This window comes from Ruegeria sp. CDSB113 (genome assembly GCF_059611045.1).
The window spans coordinates 16911-32803 of record NZ_JBXWOU010000008.1; the positions used below are offsets into that span (position 1 = coordinate 16911).

Annotated in this window: 19 protein-coding genes; 14 read left to right on the forward strand and 5 right to left on the reverse strand. The window is 58.5% G+C overall.

Translation table 11 applies throughout. The features are described from left to right. The first annotated feature begins 76 nt into the window (after positions 1-76). The 8 genes from hutI to AC2FIS_RS14470 all read left to right on the forward strand — a co-directional run bounded on the left by hutI (position 77) and on the right by AC2FIS_RS14470 (position 7391). Positions 77-1282, forward strand: coding sequence for an imidazolonepropionase (gene hutI, locus AC2FIS_RS14435; RefSeq protein WP_496774042.1), 1206 nt, complete (start codon positions 77-79; stop codon positions 1280-1282). Continuing rightward, positions 1282-2817, forward strand: a complete 1536-nt coding sequence (hutH, locus tag AC2FIS_RS14440) for a histidine ammonia-lyase (RefSeq protein ID WP_496774043.1) — start codon at positions 1282-1284, stop codon at positions 2815-2817. The genes hutI and hutH overlap by 1 nt, the downstream gene beginning before the upstream one ends. Beyond that, a complete protein-coding gene (gene hutG, locus AC2FIS_RS14445; protein ID WP_496774044.1) occupies positions 2817-3635 on the forward strand; it encodes an N-formylglutamate deformylase in 819 nt (272 codons plus the stop codon). Before hutH ends, hutG begins: the two co-directional genes overlap by 1 nt. After that, positions 3632-5314, forward strand: a complete 1683-nt coding sequence (gene hutU / locus AC2FIS_RS14450; RefSeq protein ID WP_496774046.1) for a urocanate hydratase — start codon at positions 3632-3634, stop codon at positions 5312-5314. The genes hutG and hutU overlap by 4 nt, the downstream gene beginning before the upstream one ends. A 68-nt stretch (positions 5315-5382) precedes the next feature. Then, the gene (serB, locus tag AC2FIS_RS14455; RefSeq protein ID WP_496774047.1) at positions 5383-6261 is read left to right on the forward strand and encodes a phosphoserine phosphatase SerB; all 879 of its coding nucleotides are present in this window, start codon (positions 5383-5385) and stop codon (positions 6259-6261) included. A gap of 40 nt (positions 6262-6301) precedes the next feature. Next, positions 6302-6631, forward strand: coding sequence for an ArsR/SmtB family transcription factor (locus AC2FIS_RS14460; protein WP_282120371.1), 330 nt, complete (start codon positions 6302-6304; stop codon positions 6629-6631). Beyond that, positions 6619-7047: an SRPBCC family protein gene (locus AC2FIS_RS14465; protein WP_496774048.1), complete on the forward strand. Its 429-nt coding sequence runs from the start codon at positions 6619-6621 to the stop codon at positions 7045-7047. The genes AC2FIS_RS14460 and AC2FIS_RS14465 overlap by 13 nt, the downstream gene beginning before the upstream one ends. A gap of 23 nt (positions 7048-7070) precedes the next feature. Further along, the gene (locus AC2FIS_RS14470; protein WP_496774049.1) at positions 7071-7391 is read left to right on the forward strand and encodes a YciI family protein; all 321 of its coding nucleotides are present in this window, start codon (positions 7071-7073) and stop codon (positions 7389-7391) included. A gap of 2 nt (positions 7392-7393) precedes the next feature. On the opposite strand, the gene AC2FIS_RS14475 is transcribed toward AC2FIS_RS14470, so the two are convergent. Further along, a complete protein-coding gene (locus AC2FIS_RS14475) occupies positions 7394-8392 on the reverse strand; it encodes an asparaginase (protein WP_496774050.1) in 999 nt (332 codons plus the stop codon). A 178-nt stretch (positions 8393-8570) separates the two neighbouring features. Between AC2FIS_RS14475 and AC2FIS_RS14480 the strand changes: the two genes are divergently transcribed. The 5 genes from AC2FIS_RS14480 to AC2FIS_RS14500 all read left to right on the forward strand — a co-directional run bounded on the left by AC2FIS_RS14480 (position 8571) and on the right by AC2FIS_RS14500 (position 12094). Continuing rightward, positions 8571-9104 (forward strand): invasion associated locus B family protein, encoded by a 534-nt coding sequence (locus AC2FIS_RS14480; protein WP_058272619.1) that lies wholly within the window; start codon positions 8571-8573, stop codon positions 9102-9104. 171 nt (positions 9105-9275) lie between these two features. After that, on the forward strand, positions 9276-9443 hold the full coding sequence (locus AC2FIS_RS14485; protein WP_186437396.1) for a hypothetical protein: 168 nt from the start codon (positions 9276-9278) through the stop codon (positions 9441-9443). 147 nt (positions 9444-9590) lie between these two features. Next, entirely contained in the window at positions 9591-9968 is a 378-nt protein-coding gene (locus tag AC2FIS_RS14490; RefSeq protein WP_496774051.1) for a lysozyme inhibitor LprI family protein, read from the forward strand. A 79-nt stretch (positions 9969-10047) separates the two neighbouring features. Next, positions 10048-11235: a dual-specificity RNA methyltransferase RlmN gene (gene rlmN / locus AC2FIS_RS14495; RefSeq protein WP_496774053.1), complete on the forward strand. Its 1188-nt coding sequence runs from the start codon at positions 10048-10050 to the stop codon at positions 11233-11235. A 232-nt stretch (positions 11236-11467) separates the two neighbouring features. Beyond that, positions 11468-12094: a cytochrome P460 family protein gene (locus AC2FIS_RS14500; protein WP_496721928.1), complete on the forward strand. Its 627-nt coding sequence runs from the start codon at positions 11468-11470 to the stop codon at positions 12092-12094. Between the two features lie 7 nt (positions 12095-12101). Here AC2FIS_RS14500 and AC2FIS_RS14505 read toward each other — a convergent pair whose 3' ends face one another. Together AC2FIS_RS14505 and AC2FIS_RS14510 are read right to left on the reverse strand one after the other, a co-directional pair. Next, positions 12102-12446: a hypothetical protein gene (locus AC2FIS_RS14505; RefSeq protein WP_496774054.1), complete on the reverse strand. Its 345-nt coding sequence runs from the start codon at positions 12444-12446 to the stop codon at positions 12102-12104. Continuing rightward, positions 12443-13360 (reverse strand): DnaJ C-terminal domain-containing protein, encoded by a 918-nt coding sequence (locus AC2FIS_RS14510; RefSeq protein ID WP_496774055.1) that lies wholly within the window; start codon positions 13358-13360, stop codon positions 12443-12445. Before AC2FIS_RS14510 ends, AC2FIS_RS14505 begins: the two co-directional genes overlap by 4 nt. 161 nt (positions 13361-13521) lie before the next feature. Between AC2FIS_RS14510 and AC2FIS_RS14515 the strand changes: the two genes are divergently transcribed. Continuing rightward, positions 13522-13905, forward strand: a complete 384-nt coding sequence (locus AC2FIS_RS14515; RefSeq protein ID WP_058272613.1) for a hypothetical protein — start codon at positions 13522-13524, stop codon at positions 13903-13905. On the opposite strand, the gene AC2FIS_RS14520 is transcribed toward AC2FIS_RS14515, so the two are convergent. Both AC2FIS_RS14520 and AC2FIS_RS14525 read right to left on the reverse strand, forming a co-directional pair. Next, positions 13906-15006, reverse strand: a complete 1101-nt coding sequence (locus tag AC2FIS_RS14520) for a cystathionine gamma-lyase (RefSeq protein ID WP_496774056.1) — start codon at positions 15004-15006, stop codon at positions 13906-13908. It lies immediately after the preceding gene. A 3-nt stretch (positions 15007-15009) separates the two neighbouring features. Then, the gene (locus AC2FIS_RS14525) at positions 15010-15852 is read right to left on the reverse strand and encodes an LOG family protein (RefSeq protein WP_496706450.1); all 843 of its coding nucleotides are present in this window, start codon (positions 15850-15852) and stop codon (positions 15010-15012) included. Positions 15853-15893: the final 41 nt, after the last annotated feature.

A 15893-nucleotide genomic window follows, 5' to 3' on the forward strand; every position in this document is an offset into this window, starting at 1 on the left:
TTCCATTTTGTGTAGACTTTAAACTTTTATACGTATACGAAAAATCTAACAACAAAGGGAGCCCAAAAGAATCGATATGGTCAAAAAATCTGTCCTTTTGAGCACGCGGGTGGCGACCATGGACGATGGCGCCGAGCCTTATGGGATGGTTCAGGACGCAGCACTTGTTGTTGATGGTGAGAAAATTGCCTGGATCGGGCCTCGGAATGCACTGCCTGCTGACTATTCTGACTGGCCGACCGTGGACTATGGCGACCGTCTGATAACGCCGGCGCTAATCGACGCACACACCCATGTCGTCTTTGGTGGCAACCGGGCGGTCGAGTTCGAAATGCGCCTGAATGGTGCCTCGTACGAAGAGATCGCGCGCGCAGGTGGTGGGATTCTGTCGACGGTCACAGCGACCCGTTCGGCCAGCGAAGAGACCCTGTTAGAGGATGCCCTGACGCGAGTGGACGCCCTGCTGACCGAGGGCGTGTCGTGCATCGAGGTGAAGTCGGGCTATGGTCTGGACACCGACACAGAGCTCAAGATGCTGCGTGTCGCGCGCCGGATCGGCGAGGTGCGCCCGGTGCGAGTGAAAACAAGTTTCCTAGGAGCCCATGCGGTGCCGCCTGAGTTTCAGGCGCGCGCTGATACCTACATTCGCGATGTCTGCATCCCGACTCTGCGTTTGGCGCATGAAGAGGGGCTGGTGGATGCCGTTGATGGCTTTTGCGAGGGGATCGCCTTTGATCCGTCTCAGATCGCCAAGGTCTTCGATGTGGCGAAAGAATTGAATCTTCCGGTTAAGTTGCATGCAGAGCAGCTGTCGAACCTCGGAGGGGCAGCCTTGGCGGCTTCGTACGGGGCGTTGTCGGCAGATCATATCGAATATCTGGACGAAGCGGGCGTGGCCGCCATGGCACAGGCCGGAACCGTGGGTGTGCTGCTGCCGGGGGCGTTCTATACGCTGCACGAAACACAGGTGCCGCCGGTTGAACTGCTGCGCCAGTATGGGGTGCCGATTGCGCTGGCGACGGATTGTAACCCCGGCTCGTCCCCTCTGACGTCGCTTCTGCTGACCATGAATATGGCTTGCACCCTGTTCCGCCTGACGCCGGAAGAGGCATTGGCTGGCGTGACCCGCAATGCGGCGCAAGCCTTGGGCCTGATGGACACTGGCACAATAACTGAAGGCAAGCGCGCGGACCTGACGGTATGGGACATCACGCACCCAGCCGAGCTGTCCTATCGGATCGGCTTCAACCCGCTGCACACCCGCATTTTCGGAGGTTTGTAATGAAGACCCTGTCGCTTGTGCCCGGTCAGGTCACGCTGTCGGATCTGTCCGAAGTGTATTGGTCGCAGCCCGCGGTATCGCTGGATGACGGGTGCAAACCCAAGGTGGAGGCTGCAGCCAATCGCATTCTCGAAGCTGCGGCCGGGGAAGACCCGGTTTATGGCGTTAACACCGGGTTCGGAAAGCTGGCCAGCCACAAGATCGCGGCCAAGGATACTTCGACCCTTCAGCGCAACCTGATCCTTAGCCATTGCTGCGGCGTTGGTTCTGCCGTGCCTCGGCGTGTCACACGGTTGATGATGACGCTAAAGCTGTTGTCTTTCGGACGCGGAGCATCGGGCGTGCGTTGGGAGCTGATCGACCTGTTGCAGCAGATGCTGGCCAAGGGCGTGACCCCGGTTATTCCCGCGCAGGGGTCGGTCGGGGCCTCGGGCGATCTTGCGCCCCTGGCGCATATGACAGCCGTAGTCATCGGTGAAGGTGAAGCCGAGGTTGACGGAACCATCCTGTCAGGCGAAGAAGCGCTAAAATCAGTTGGATTAGAGCCTGCTCAACTCGGTCCAAAGGAAGGACTCGCCTTTATCAACGGCACGCAATTCTCGACTGCTTTTGCGCTGGCTGGTTTGTTCGAAGCCTGGCGTGCCGCGCAAAGCGCGCTTGTCATCTCGGCCCTGTCGACGGATGCGATCATGGGGTCGACCGCGCCCTTGCAGCCCGAAATCCATACCCTGCGTGGGCACCGCGGCCAGACCGAAGCCGCCAGCGCCATGCGTGCCACACTGGCCGGTTCCGAGATCCGCGAAAGCCACCGGGACGGCGACACGCGCGTTCAGGACCCATATTGCATCCGATGCCAGCCGCAGGTCACCGGCGCGGCCATGGATGTCATGCGCCAAGCGGCCACCACGCTTGAGATCGAGGCGAACGCGGCCACCGACAACCCGCTGGTTCTGACTGAGGCGGGTGCCATCGTTTCAGGTGGAAACTTTCATGCCGAACCGGTCGGCTTTGCCGCAGACATGATCGCACTGGCTGTGTCCGAGGTCGGCGCGATTGCACAGAGGCGCATTGCCTTGATGGTCGACCCGACGCTCAGCTTTGATCTGCCGCCGTTCCTGACGCCTGATCCCGGCCTGAACTCGGGTCTGATGATTGCCGAAGTCACGACCGCCGCCTTGATGAGCGAGAACAAACACCTTGCCAATCCTTGTGTAACCGACAGCACACCGACCTCGGCCAACCAGGAGGATCACGTGTCGATGGCTGCACATGGTGCGCGGCGTCTGACGCGGATGGTCGAAAACCTGAACTACATTCTTGGTGTTGAGTTGCTTTGCGCCGCTCAGGGGGTGGAGTTCCGCGCACCGCTGGCAACCAGCGGACCATTGCAACGAGTCATGGATAGGGTACGGGCAGAGATCCCAACACTGAACGAAGACCGCTATTTGGCCCCCGATCTGGAAACGTCCAAGTGCTTGGTGGCTGAGGGTGACATCCTTGGGGCAGTGGGTGCCCAGATGCCGGGGCTGTTCTGATGCAGGTGTTCAGCGTTCAGCGCGGGGACGGTCCCATTGTGCTGGGGCAGCCTCATGGCGGAACTTATGTGCCAGACGAAATAGCGGTCCGTCTGAATGACAACGGGCGCTTATTGGCCGATACGGATTGGCACATAAACAGGCTCTATAACGGGATATTGGGCGATGCCACGGTCGTGCAGTCGCATGTTCATCGCTACGTCATCGACGCAAATCGTGATCCGTTCGGCGCCTCGCTATATCCGGGCCAGAATACCACCACACTTGTGCCTCTGACCGATTTCGACGGGCAGCAGATCTGGAATGACGGGCAATCACCGTCCGAGGATGAGGTCGAAGATCGACGGCGTAAATACCACGCGCCTTATCACGCTGCCCTGAAGGATGAACTGAACCGCGTGCGGGATCGGCACGGCGTGGCGATCCTGTTTGATTGCCACTCGATCCGGTCGCTGATCCCGTTTCTGTTCGAAGGTGAATTGCCGGTGTTCAACACTGGAACCAATGATGGGCTGACGTGTGACACGGCCATTGAGCAAGCCGTGCACGACGTGGCGAGCAAGGCCCAAGGGTTCACTTCGGTCCTGAATGGCCGGTTTCGCGGGGGATGGACCACCCGCCACTATGGTCGCCCTTCTGATGGCATACACGCCATCCAGATGGAGATCGCGCAGCGGGCTTACATGGACGAGACACCCCCGTGGACATGGCGCGAGGACCGCGCTGCGAAACTGCGCCCCCATTTGAAAACCATGCTGACACGCCTCAACGATCTTGCCCTCTCGGGCGCATTGACCAGACAAGGAGCCCAGAAATGAGCGATCCGCGCAAAAACACCCGCGACATCTATCCACCGACCGGCCCCGAGTTGAACACCAAAAGCTGGATGACCGAAGCGCCGCTGCGGATGCTGATGAACAACCTGCACCCGGATGTGGCCGAAAACCCGCATGAGCTGGTGGTCTATGGCGGTATCGGTCGTGCCGCGCGCACGTGGAAGGATTTCGACACTATCGTTGCTGGTTTGAAGGATTTGGAAGAGGATGAGACTCTGATCGTCCAATCCGGCAAGCCCGTGGCGATCGTCCGCACGCATAAGGATGCGCCGCGGGTGCTGATTGCCAATTCCAACCTCGTGCCCCATTGGGCGACTTGGGATCACTTCAACGAGCTCGATAAGAAGGGCCTGATGATGTACGGCCAGATGACCGCTGGCTCGTGGATTTACATCGGTACGCAGGGTATCGTTCAGGGCACCTATGAGACCTTTGCCGAGGCAGGGCGTCAGCACTACGACGGTGACCTGACAGGCAAGTGGATTCTGACCGGAGGCCTGGGTGGAATGGGCGGCGCGCAACCGCTGGCGGCCGTGTTCGCAGGCGCCTCATGTCTGGCTGTTGAGTGTAACCCGGACAGCATCGATTTCCGCCTACGGACCAAATACCTCGACGAAAAGGCCGAAACGCTGGACGAAGCGCTGGAGATGATTGACCGCTGGACCAAGGCGGGCGAGGCGAAGTCGGTTGGTCTGCTGGGCAATGCGGCAGAGGTTTTCCCCGAGATCTACGCCCGGATGCAGGCGGGCGGGATGCGTCCCGATATCGTCACCGACCAAACCAGCGCGCATGATCCGATCAACGGCTATCTGCCATTGGGTTGGACCATGGGCGAATGGCGCGAGAAGCGTGAAACAGACCCTAAATCGGTGGAAAAAGCCGCTCGCGCTTCGATGAAGCAGCATGTCGCGGCGATGGTGGATTTCTGGAACGCGGACGTTCCGACGCTGGATTACGGCAATAACATCCGGCAGGTCGCGCAGGATGAAGGGCTTGAGAATGCCTTTGCCTTCCCCGGCTTTGTACCCGCCTATATCCGCCCGCTGTTTTGCAAAGGCATCGGCCCGTTCCGCTGGTGTGCTCTGTCGGGCGACCCCGAGGACATCTACAAAACCGATGCCAAGATGAAGGAACTGTTCCCCGAGAATGAGCACCTGCATCGCTGGATCGACATGGCGCAAGAGCGGATCGCGTTTCAGGGTCTACCTGCGCGTATCTGCTGGATTGGATTGGGTGACCGGCACCGCGCTGGGCTGGCGTTCAATGAGATGGTCGCCAATGGCGAGCTAAAGGCGCCGGTGGTGATCGGACGCGACCATTTGGACTCGGGGTCTGTGGCCAGCCCCAACCGCGAGACTGAGGCGATGCTGGATGGCTCGGATGCGGTCAGCGACTGGCCGTTGCTGAATGCGCTGATCAATACGGCGAGCGGGGCGACATGGGTGTCTCTGCATCACGGTGGTGGCGTCGGGATGGGCTTTAGCCAACATGCGGGTGTTGTGATCTGTGCCGATGGCACCGAAGATGCCGCGCGGCGGTTGGAGCGGGTTCTTTGGAATGACCCGGCCTCGGGCGTTTGGCGCCATGCGGATGCAGGGTATGAAGTCGCGAAGGATTGCGCGCGGGCCCACGGGCTGCGTCTGCCGGGTATTTTGGGCTAGTTCGAAACAGACTCTGGCGAAAATGCTGCACCTGCGATATTCGCAGGTGAGCTTGCCGGAGATCAAACATGTACGTTGCAACCCTGTTGACCAACCCCGATGTGTCTAATCTGGATTTGTCGCTTGTCGAGTCCTTGCGGAACGCATGGGGCGGTGGTGAGATCGTTTGGCTCAGCCTGGATGAAGCAGCGGAATTCACCCTATTCGAAATGCCGGGGAACCGCTGGGAAGTCTGGGTGGACCTGCAACAAATGGGCGTCGATCTGGTGGTCCAACCGGCAGAAGGACGTCGCAAAAGGATGCTGTTGGCCGATATGGACAGCACCATGATCCAGCAGGAATGTATCGACGAACTGGCGGATGAAGCCGGCGTCGGCGATCGCGTCAAGGATATCACCGCACGCGCCATGAATGGTGAGCTGGACTTTGAAGGCGCGCTGACCGAACGGGTTGGTCTGTTGAAAGGTCTGGATGAGGCGGTGATCGGTAAAGTACTGGATGAACGCATCACTCTGATGCCGGGCGGTAAAGAACTGGTCGCGACGATGCGCCAGAACGGAAGCTATGCCGCCTTGGTCTCGGGCGGGTTTACGGCTTTTACCACGAAAGTGGCCGAGGTGCTGGGCTTTGACGAAAACCGTGCCAACACCCTGCTGGCCCAAGACGGAAAACTGACCGGGGATGTGGCGCGACCCATTCTGGGGCGTCAAGCCAAGGTGGATGCCTTGGAACAGATCACCGAGCGATTGGGCTTGCGTGAAGAAGACGTTATTGCCGTAGGCGACGGGGCCAACGATCTGGGGATGCTGAACCGGGCAGGAACAGGAGTGGCCCTGCATGCCAAGCCCACGGTTGCCGAGCAATGCGAGTTTCGAATCTACCATGGCGATCTGACAGCACTGCTGTACGTTCAGGGCTATAGCCGCTCGGAATTTGTGTCCGGTTAAAGGTCTTCCCTTTATTTAACGCACATGTTAAATAAAGGCTATGAACACTCTGATAAATGCTTTTTCTGCTTTGTCCGATTCCACTCGGTTCTCGATCGTTGAGCAACTGATGCAGGACGGAGAGCTGCCTGCCGGTGACCTGATCCAAGGGCGCGGTATGTCGGGCGCAGCGATTTCGCGCCACCTGAAAGTGCTGCGCGAGGCCGGATTGGTGCAACAGCGCGTCCACGGCACCCAGCGGATGTATTCTATCCAGCCCGACGGGCTGCGGGCGATTGCGGAATGGACGATCTCGAAACGTCAGTTCTGGGAAAACAGCCTCGATCGTCTGGGCGACCTCATTGAAAGGGAAAACTCATGGCCGACCTGAAATTGGAACGTGAGTTCCCGACCACCCCCGAAAACCTGTTTGCCTGGATAAGTGACGGGGCGAAGCTGTTGCAGTGGTGGGGGCCCGAAGGGGTGCATGTGCCCGAGCATGACCTGAATTTCTCACGCACGGGGCCTTGGTATTCAATAATGAAGAATGCAGAAGGCCAGACATTCAAAGTGTCCGGTTATGTCACCCATGTTGATCCGCCCAATTCGGTTGGGTTCACCTGGGCCTGGCATGACGATCAGGATCAGCGCGGGCCGGAAAGTCACGTGACGTTTTTGGTCGTTGCGACCGAAAACGGGGCGCGGCTAGTGCTGGATCACCGCGAACTGGCAGATGCCGAGGCCGCAGCAAACCACAACATGGGCTGGACATCGTCGCTGGCCAAGCTTGAGGCGCAGTTTGGATAAGTTTTCATTAGGGAGGAAATAAAATGCCACAATTTTTGTTTGTCTATCACGGCGGAAGCACGCCGACGGACCCCGCCGAAGTCGAAGCAACCATGGCCGCCTGGGGTGCATGGTTCCAAGGCATGGGCGAGGCGCTGGACATTCCCGGCAACCCGGTCGGTCAATCCTATACGGTCAGCAACGGAAGCGTCGTTGACAATGGCGGCGCAAACCCGGCCTCCGGTTTTACGGTCGTAAAGGCCGATAGCATTGATGCCGCGACCGAAATGGCCAAAGGGTGTCCGATGGTAGTCAACGGCTCAGGCTCGGTCGAAGTGGCCGAGGTGCATGAAATCGAAATGTAACCTTAGCCGGGGAACCCCGGCGCAGGTCTGATTACGCCGCATTCCAGCCCGCGACGGCTGTATTGCGTGGCGTTCATGAATTTGCGGGTGGCCGGGTGATTGGCCTCCAGCACTCCAAGGCTGACCAGAATGGCTGCGATTGCGCATTCACTCGCGCGGGTGGTGCCATCAGTGATTTTCAGCGCAACACCCATTCGTTTTTCCGGGATGATGGCAATGAACACCGCCTCAGCCCCGGTTTTGATTGCGGCGCGACCGTCCATAGCGCGCATCAGCTCAGTACAGGCGCGGCTTTCGCCCGCCACCAGTTCGGGGTGCTTGATCATGGCCGCCGTAAGCTGTTGCGCTGCGTCGCTGACACGGTCCGACCGGTCAGCGGCTGAGGCAAACCACGCCATCGAACGCGCCAGTCCCACCAGTGACGTCGCAAAGTTCGGGGCCGAACATCCGTCGATTCCATAGGCGGGGCTGGTTTCCCCGGTGGTTTCTTCCAGCGCGGACAGGCAGGCCTGCTGTACGGGGTGGTCGATCTCAAGGTATTCCGGTCCGGCACCCATGTGCTGTGCGACCGTCAGAAACCCGCAATGTTTGCCCGAGCAATTGTTGTGGATCTGGCAGGGCGTGTCATCGGCAAGGATCAGCCCGTCGCGCGCGGCCATGTCCTGCGGTTCTTGCGGACCGCAGCGCAGATCGTGTTCGGTCAAGCCCAGGTGATCCAACCAGGCTGAAACCCTGTCAGTATGGATATGTGCGCCGCTATGCGAGGCACAGGCGAGGGCCAGATGCTCGGGGTTCAGGCCATATTTGGCGGCTGCACCCGATGTGATCAGCGGCAGCCCCTGGATCATTTTCGCAGACGACCGAGGGTAAATCACCGCGTCCGGATCGCCCCAGCTGCGTACGATTTGGCCGCTGTCGTCACAGATCACTGCGTGGCCCAGATGCAGGCTTTCCAACAAGGGGCCTCGCCATAGTTCTGTCATTGGTACCGGCTGCGTCATCTGGCCCCTCCATTATATGCGCAAAAATCTGCCAATCGCCCTTTCGCCTGTGGCGAAACCTGCGTTAGTGTGTGTATGTCGACAATCATCGGAATACGCAACTTACAGACGAACCGACAGAGTTCGTATGCGGTCTCGATGGGTATGAGGTATTAGGTCGAGCTAGGAGGCTGGACAGATGGGATTAAAACTCGTCCGCACAATTGCGGGTCTGTGCGTGGCAGGAATGGCCACAACCGCAATCGCTCAGCAGGCGACCAGCACCAATCGGGTTGCTGCGAAGACCGACTGGAGCGTTTTTGTGGAGAAAGATCCCACAGAGTGCTGGAGCGTATCCGCGCCCAAAGAGACTGTGAACACCAAAGGTGGGCGAGTGGTTTCGGTGCGCCGCAGCGACATCCTGTTGTTCGTGTTCTACCGCCCGAATGCCGAAGTCAAAGGTCAGGTGACCTTTACCGGCGGCTATCCTTTCGCGGCAGGATCGACGGTCACCCTTGAGATTGACGGCACCGAGTTCGCTTTGATCACCGAAGGTGAATGGGCCTGGCCGGCAACCGAAGGCGAAGACCTGAAGGTCGTCGCAGCGATGAAGCGCGGCACCGAGGCCGTTCTGACCGCCCGGTCCGAGCGCGGAACCCAGACCAAAGACACGTTCTCGCTGTTGGGTTTCAGTGCTGCGATCGAAGACGCCGAAAAGCGCTGCACCCAATAAACAAGGACAACAGGTTTACGCAGCCCCGTCATTTGGCGGGGCTTTTTCGTGGGCGATCATACGTGTCATCCGATCTTTACGCCACGTCCACCACCCCAAATTGATCCGCATCAAGGCAAGCGACCCATCTTTCTGAACCAATCAGTTCAAATATATGGAAGGAGCTTATCCATGCTGAACAAACCTCTTGCTGCCGTGTTGGTGGTCGCCGCCGTATTTCTGAGCGCATGTGAAAAAAACAACGAAACCTATCCGGTTTCTGGCGAGCAATGCGGTCCAAAAGATCCCGTGCAAACTTTGGACGCGGATGATTGCGACATCCTGCCTGCAGGGATCTGACATGTTCACCTGACTTGATTCCTCGCGATCGTAATGCAGATAGTTCGGTCGCATCGGTTTGGCCTTTACGGCCGACTTGCAATTGGGACTACGGCGCAACGCGTGCTACGGTGGCCACATACAAGGGTTCATATGTGGAAACGGATAATGCGTTACGTCTTGATTGCAGTGCTTTTCTCTTCGGCCGCGTGGGCAGATCCCAGCCTGGAATGTTTCGACGCAGGTTCGCAGGTCGAAATCGGAGCCTGCGTTGGGGAGATGGAGACACGCGTGAATATGGCTGTTGAGGCAAGCTACGGCTTTGCCATGCAGTCCGCAGTTGAGTTGGACGAGGTCACAGACCGTGTGGTCGCACAACCGGCACTTGAGGCTGCACAAGAGGCATGGAGAGGATATCGCGATGCGCAATGTGAAGCAGTGGGGGCTTCATACGGCGGCGGCTCTGGCACCGGTATCGCCATTGCGTCCTGCCGCGTCGATCTGGGCCGGGCGCGTGTGGATGAATTGCTGCGCATGGCAAATTAAATGATACGAATTCTTTTGATCTTTGCGCGCGATCCTATATAGAGGCGCATCCCAAGCCCGAATTCGTTGAGATAGCCACATGTCGCCCAAAGCGCCGATCACTCAAGATGTCATGACCATCCCCCGCAAATTGCCCGAGGGGAAGATCAACCTAGTCGGGTTGACCCGTGATCAGTTGCGTGACGCTCTGATCGCACATGGCACGCCGGAAAAGCAGGCCAAGATGCGGACCGGGCAGATCTGGCAGTGGATCTATCAATGGGGCGTGCGCGATTTTGCCGAGATGACCAACCTCGCCAAAGCGTATCGTGCGCAACTGGCTGAGAATTTCGTTGTTGAAATCCCGGAGGTCGTGACCCGGCAGGTGTCCGAAGACGGCACGCGCAAGTACCTGTGCCGCATCGCGGGTGGCCATGAGGTTGAGGTTGTCTACATCCCCGAAGAGGATCGCGGGACGCTGTGTATCTCGTCTCAGGTTGGCTGCACGCTGACCTGTTCCTTCTGCCATACGGGCACGCAGAAACTGGTGCGCAACCTGACGGCTGCAGAAATCGTCGGTCAGGTGATGATGGCCCGCGACGATCTGGACGAATGGCCGACCCCTGGTGCGCCAAAGGACGAAACACGCCTGTTGTCGAACATCGTTCTGATGGGCATGGGTGAGCCGCTTTACAACTTCGAAAACGTGCGCGACGCGATGAAGATCGCCATGGACCCCGAAGGCATTTCTCTGTCACGCCGTCGGATCACCTTGTCGACGTCCGGCGTGGTGCCGGAAATTGCGCGCACAGCTGACGAGATCGGCTGCTTGCTGGCGATCTCGTTCCACGCGACAACGGATGAAACCCGCGATTTTCTGGTGCCCATCAACAAGCGCTGGAACATCCAAGAACTGCTGCAGGCATTGGCAAATTATCCCAAGGTGTCCAATTCCGAGCGGATTACTTTCGAGTACGTGATGCTGGATGGTGTGAATGATAGCGACGAAGATGCGCATCGCTTGATCGACCACATCAAAAGCCACAACATTCCCGCCAAGATCAACCTGATTCCGTTCAACGAATGGCCCGGCGCGCCTTACAAGCGCAGCTCGAATAACCGCATCCGGGCGTTTGCGAACATCATTTATCAGGCAGGATATGCCTCTCCCATTCGCAAGACGCGTGGCGAGGACATCATGGCAGCTTGCGGTCAGTTGAAATCGGCCACAGAGCGCGCCCGCAAGTCGCGCAAGCAGATCGAAGCCGAAGCGGGATTGCAGAGCTGACAAGCCCAAATTTCGTGCAAACTACGCCAAGAAATTAATTTTCTGGCCGCTGTTATTTGTATGCACAATTTGATATGTTTTGGGGGCTGAAACCGGCTGCCTAGGCCTCACGCTTGCGCACAAAGCAGTGAGAGTCGCATTCCGGTCGTGGCGCGTTTGTTCATGGCCGCTATCATTTTACACGTAACTTGCGGCGTTCAGGCGAACCTTTTGAAACAGGTGGGCCAAATACATGTTTGTACGATTTATAAGACTGTTTCCGACATTTCTTGCGGCTTTGTTTGTGGTGGGGCTTGCTGCGCATCAGGCTGGCGCTCAATCCAGTGGTGAGGATGCTCACCTTGCCATTGAAAATCCTGCCGAGCTGTCCAAAGAAGAAGCTTTGGGCATCTACAAGTCCCTGCAGCGACGGATGGAGCGTGGCTATGCCGCCGCGCAGTTGGATTTGCTGATGAACTATCAGGCATGGCCGCTGTTCAACGATGCCCCTTACATCTCGGCAACCCATGGGCAGCGCTATGTGAACAGCTATGCCAACCGCATGGCGCACAACTATGGCACTTTGGCCGAGGGTGAAAAGCTGCCGATGGGGTCAGTGCTGGCCAAGGACAGCGTCACGGTCACGGATGAGGGCAATGTCCATCCCGGGGCTTTGTTCGTGATGGAAAAACTCGCTGAAGGCACCAGTCCGGAAACAGCGGACTGGCGTTACATCATGGTGATGCCGGACGGGTCATTGTTTGGTGACACGATGGGCGCGCGTTCGGACGCTGTCGTCTATTGCCATGATTGCCACGAAGCGGTGGCTGATCGGGATTACACTTTCTTTGTTCCCGAAGAGTATGTTGTCGGCAACTAAGCGCGGGTCACCTGCGACCGAACCGCGCCGTTCCGATCACCTCGATCAACGTCTGACGCACCGGCTCCGGTTGCGTATCTACCGCATTCAGAACCTCTCGTAACTCGGCACGAAGGCCGTGCATCTGGTCGATCAGTGAGATCATCATCGACAGCGCATCAGGCTCCATCTCGTATTGGTCGTGCAGCTCGCACGCCAGCTCCAACCGCGCGACGTCAAGGGTGTGATACACCAGCCCCTGCTCGGTTTGCTCGGGAATGACGATCTCGGCAGCCAGGTATTCGGTCAGGCGGGTCGAGGTCAGGCGGGTGACGGTTGCGATCAGCTGCTCTTCGGTCAGGGTGCGGGTCATGACGGCATTCCTTTCCGCGGATCATAGCTGTGGGTTTCGCGCCATGTCTCCATGAATTGCTTCAGATCATCATCAATCTGGTCCGGCATGGACACGGTCAGTTCGATCAACTGATCGCCGCGATCGGACGAGCCGCGTTTCTTAACTCCCTTGCCGCGCAGGCGCAGGGTTTTACCGCTGCTGGTGCCGGCTGGAACACTGACATTGACGCCACCATCAATGGTGGGGGCAGGAACCTTGCCACCCAGAATGGCTTCGTCAATCGTGATCGGCAGAGTGATATGAATATCGTCGCCCTGACGATCGAATACCGGATGCTTTGCCACAGACACGGTTACCAAGGCGTCGCCGGCGGGCCCGTCGCCGAACCCCGGATCACCCTTACCGCGCAGGCGGATGGTCTGCCCGTCGGTGATGCCAGCGGGTATTTTGACTTCGATCCGATCGCCATCGGGCAGAGTCAGCTTCTGGCTGGCGCCAAACACCGCGTCCAGAAAACTGATCTGCAGATTGTAAGCGCGATTGTGGCCCGGCGCGTGAAATTCGTGGGTACGCTGCTGGTGTCCCCCCCGGCCCCGCATGAACTCGGCAAAGATGTCGGACATGTCATCCGGATCTGCCGCTCGACCGCGGTAGGGATTTCCGGCTGCCTCGGCATATTCACGATAATATTGCTGCTGTGGCCTTTCCTGACCCGATGCATCAATCTCGCCATTATCGTATCGCTCACGTGTTTCCGGGTCTTTCAGCAGGTCATAGGCGGACGCCGCCGCCTTGAACTTTTCTTCAGCCTCGGCATCCCCGGGCTTGAGATCCGGGTGGCATTCCTTGGCGATGCGCCGATAAGCCTTTTTGATCTCGGCGGCGCTGGCGTCTTTGGCTAGGCCAAGAACGGTATAGGGATCGTCGCTCATCTCGCCTCTCGTTGATGTCGGGTGCGGGTCTGATCTTGATGAATGTGTTTTATCATGCGATTTCAATGGCCCGAAAGAAAGCGGCTTTTGAAACCGCTCGCAAAATCGCGCGAGCCTGTTAATATCTGCATGTTTCTAACTGAACATCCACGGAGAACCCCATGACGCGCAGAATCAAGTCCGCACTGGCCCTTTTGGCCGGCAATGCCATAGGGCTACTGCTTGCTACGCTGTTGTTGTCGGGGTTTGCGATCAAACCGATTTCATTCATCGTCGTGGTGATCGTGTTCACTCTGGTGCAGGTGGTGGCCGAGCCGCTGATCCTGAAACTGGGTGAGAAAAAAGCCCCCTCGATCAAAGGTGGGATTGCTTTGATCGTAACGTTTGTCGGTCTGTTGGTGACGGATCTGATTACGGCAGGGCTGACAGTTGGCGGCGTTGCCAACCTGTTAGCGGCGACCCTGCTCGTTTGGCTGGGCGCGTTGATCGCCAGCGTTCTGCTGCCGATCTATGTGTTCACCGAACTGCGTGAGCCCAAGAAATAATCAAAGCCCGTTCAGGCTGGTTTCAATCGCCTGCCACAGTTCATCCGCCGGTTCACATCCGACAGACAAGCGGATAAAGGCCGGATCGACGTCATCGCCCCAGCGTGCGCGTCGTTCAGCAGAACTATGAACACCGCCAAACGATGTGGCCGGTCGCAGCATCGGGCAGGTGTTGATGAAAGCTTCGGCCTTTTCTTCGGTCTCTAACGTGATCGACAACAAGAACCCAAACCGGGACGTCTGCGCCTTGGCCAGAGCATAGGACGGGTCATCCGACAGGCCGGGATAGCGGATCTGTTTCACGGCCTCATGTTCTGCCAACCGTTCCGCGAGCACTTGCGCCGATGCACACATCCGGTCGAAACGAACGTCCAGCGTTTCCAACCCGCGATGCAGCAGCCATGCCTCATTCGGGCCGGGGATCGCGCCGGAAACGCGCCGCCATTCTTCGACCCGTTCCATGATCTGCGCGTTGCGGCTGGCGACATGACCCATTAGCAGGTCCGAATGGCCGCCCATAGCCTTTGTATCCGAAGCGACTACCACGTCGCTGCCCAAATCCAACGGGCGTTGACCCAGTGGGGTCATCGTTGTGTTGTCGGCAATCGTGAGACCGCCCGCCGCGCGAACGGCAGTGGCGATCGCAGGCAGGTCCATCATATCCAGACCGGGGTTCGAGGGGCTTTCCAAAAAGACCACGTCAAACCCGCCAAACCCGCCCTCTGCGAACGCCGTCGTCGGACGCTCAGTAACCGAGACGCCCAGATTGGACAGGAACCGATCGGCCAGCAGTCGTGTGACATAATACCCGTCCGACGGAATCAGGATATGGGATCCGGCTTTGACCATCGCGAACAAAGCGGCAGAAATCGCCCCCATGCCCGAAGGAAAGGTCAGACAGGGCGCGTCTTCCAAATGGGACAGCACGTGTTCCAGATGCACCCAGGTCGGGTTGTCGACCCGACCATAGGTCGGATGCCCGTCCGGTACGCCGGGCAGATGGTACATACTGCTTTGCGTCAGCGGCAGGGCCACCGGATCGCCCTTGTTCAGCGCGTTCCCGCGCAGGTGCAACATCTCACCGGTCTTAGGTGGCTTCATGTCTCAGCGCCCCGGAATTTCATCGCGGGGTGGGGCCGGTTCCCAGTTTTCAATAATATCCACCGCCTCTTGCGCGGTATCCACGAAGCGGAACAAATCGAGATCCTCGTCCGAGATGGTCCCCGCATCAGCCAGCGCCTCCCAGTTGATGACCTTTTCCCAGAAATCGCGACCGAACAGCAGAAACGGTACACGTTCCATCCGGCCAGTCTGGATCAGCGTCAGCGACTCGAACAGCTCGTCCATCGTGCCGAAGCCGCCGGGGAAGATGGTGATGGCGCGGGCGCGCATCAGGAAATGCATCTTGCGAATGGCGAAATAGTGGAAGTTAAAGCTGAGCTCGGGCGTTACATACAGGTTCGGCGCCTGCTCGTGCGGCAGCACAATGTTCAGGCCAATCGAACAACCGCCAGCATCCTGGGCACCGCGATTTCCGGCCTCCATCACGCCCGGGCCACCGCCGGTGACGATCACGTTCTCGCGGCAGCCGGTTTCATTGGATTTTTCGGTCATCAGACGGGCGAATTCCCGCGCTTCGTCGTAATATTGCGACAGGTTGGCCAGCGTCTGGGTTCGCGCGGTGTGTTTCTGCGACGGCTCAGGAATGCGTGCGCCGCCGAACATGACGATGGTCGAGGTGATCTCGCGCTCGGTCATGATCATCTCGGGCTTCAGCAACTCCAGCTGCAAACGCACGGGGCGTAGCTCATCCCGGCACAGGAAATCATCGTCTGCAAAGGCAAGGCGATAGGCGGGTGAGCGCGTCTGCGGCGTGTCCGGCACCTCGCTCGCGGTCGAGCGGTCAGTCTGGGCGTCGCGGAAAGGGCTGAGGCGGTCTTCTCTCATGGGTGATGGTTCCCTGCTTGCGTGTTCATAAAACAGCTATA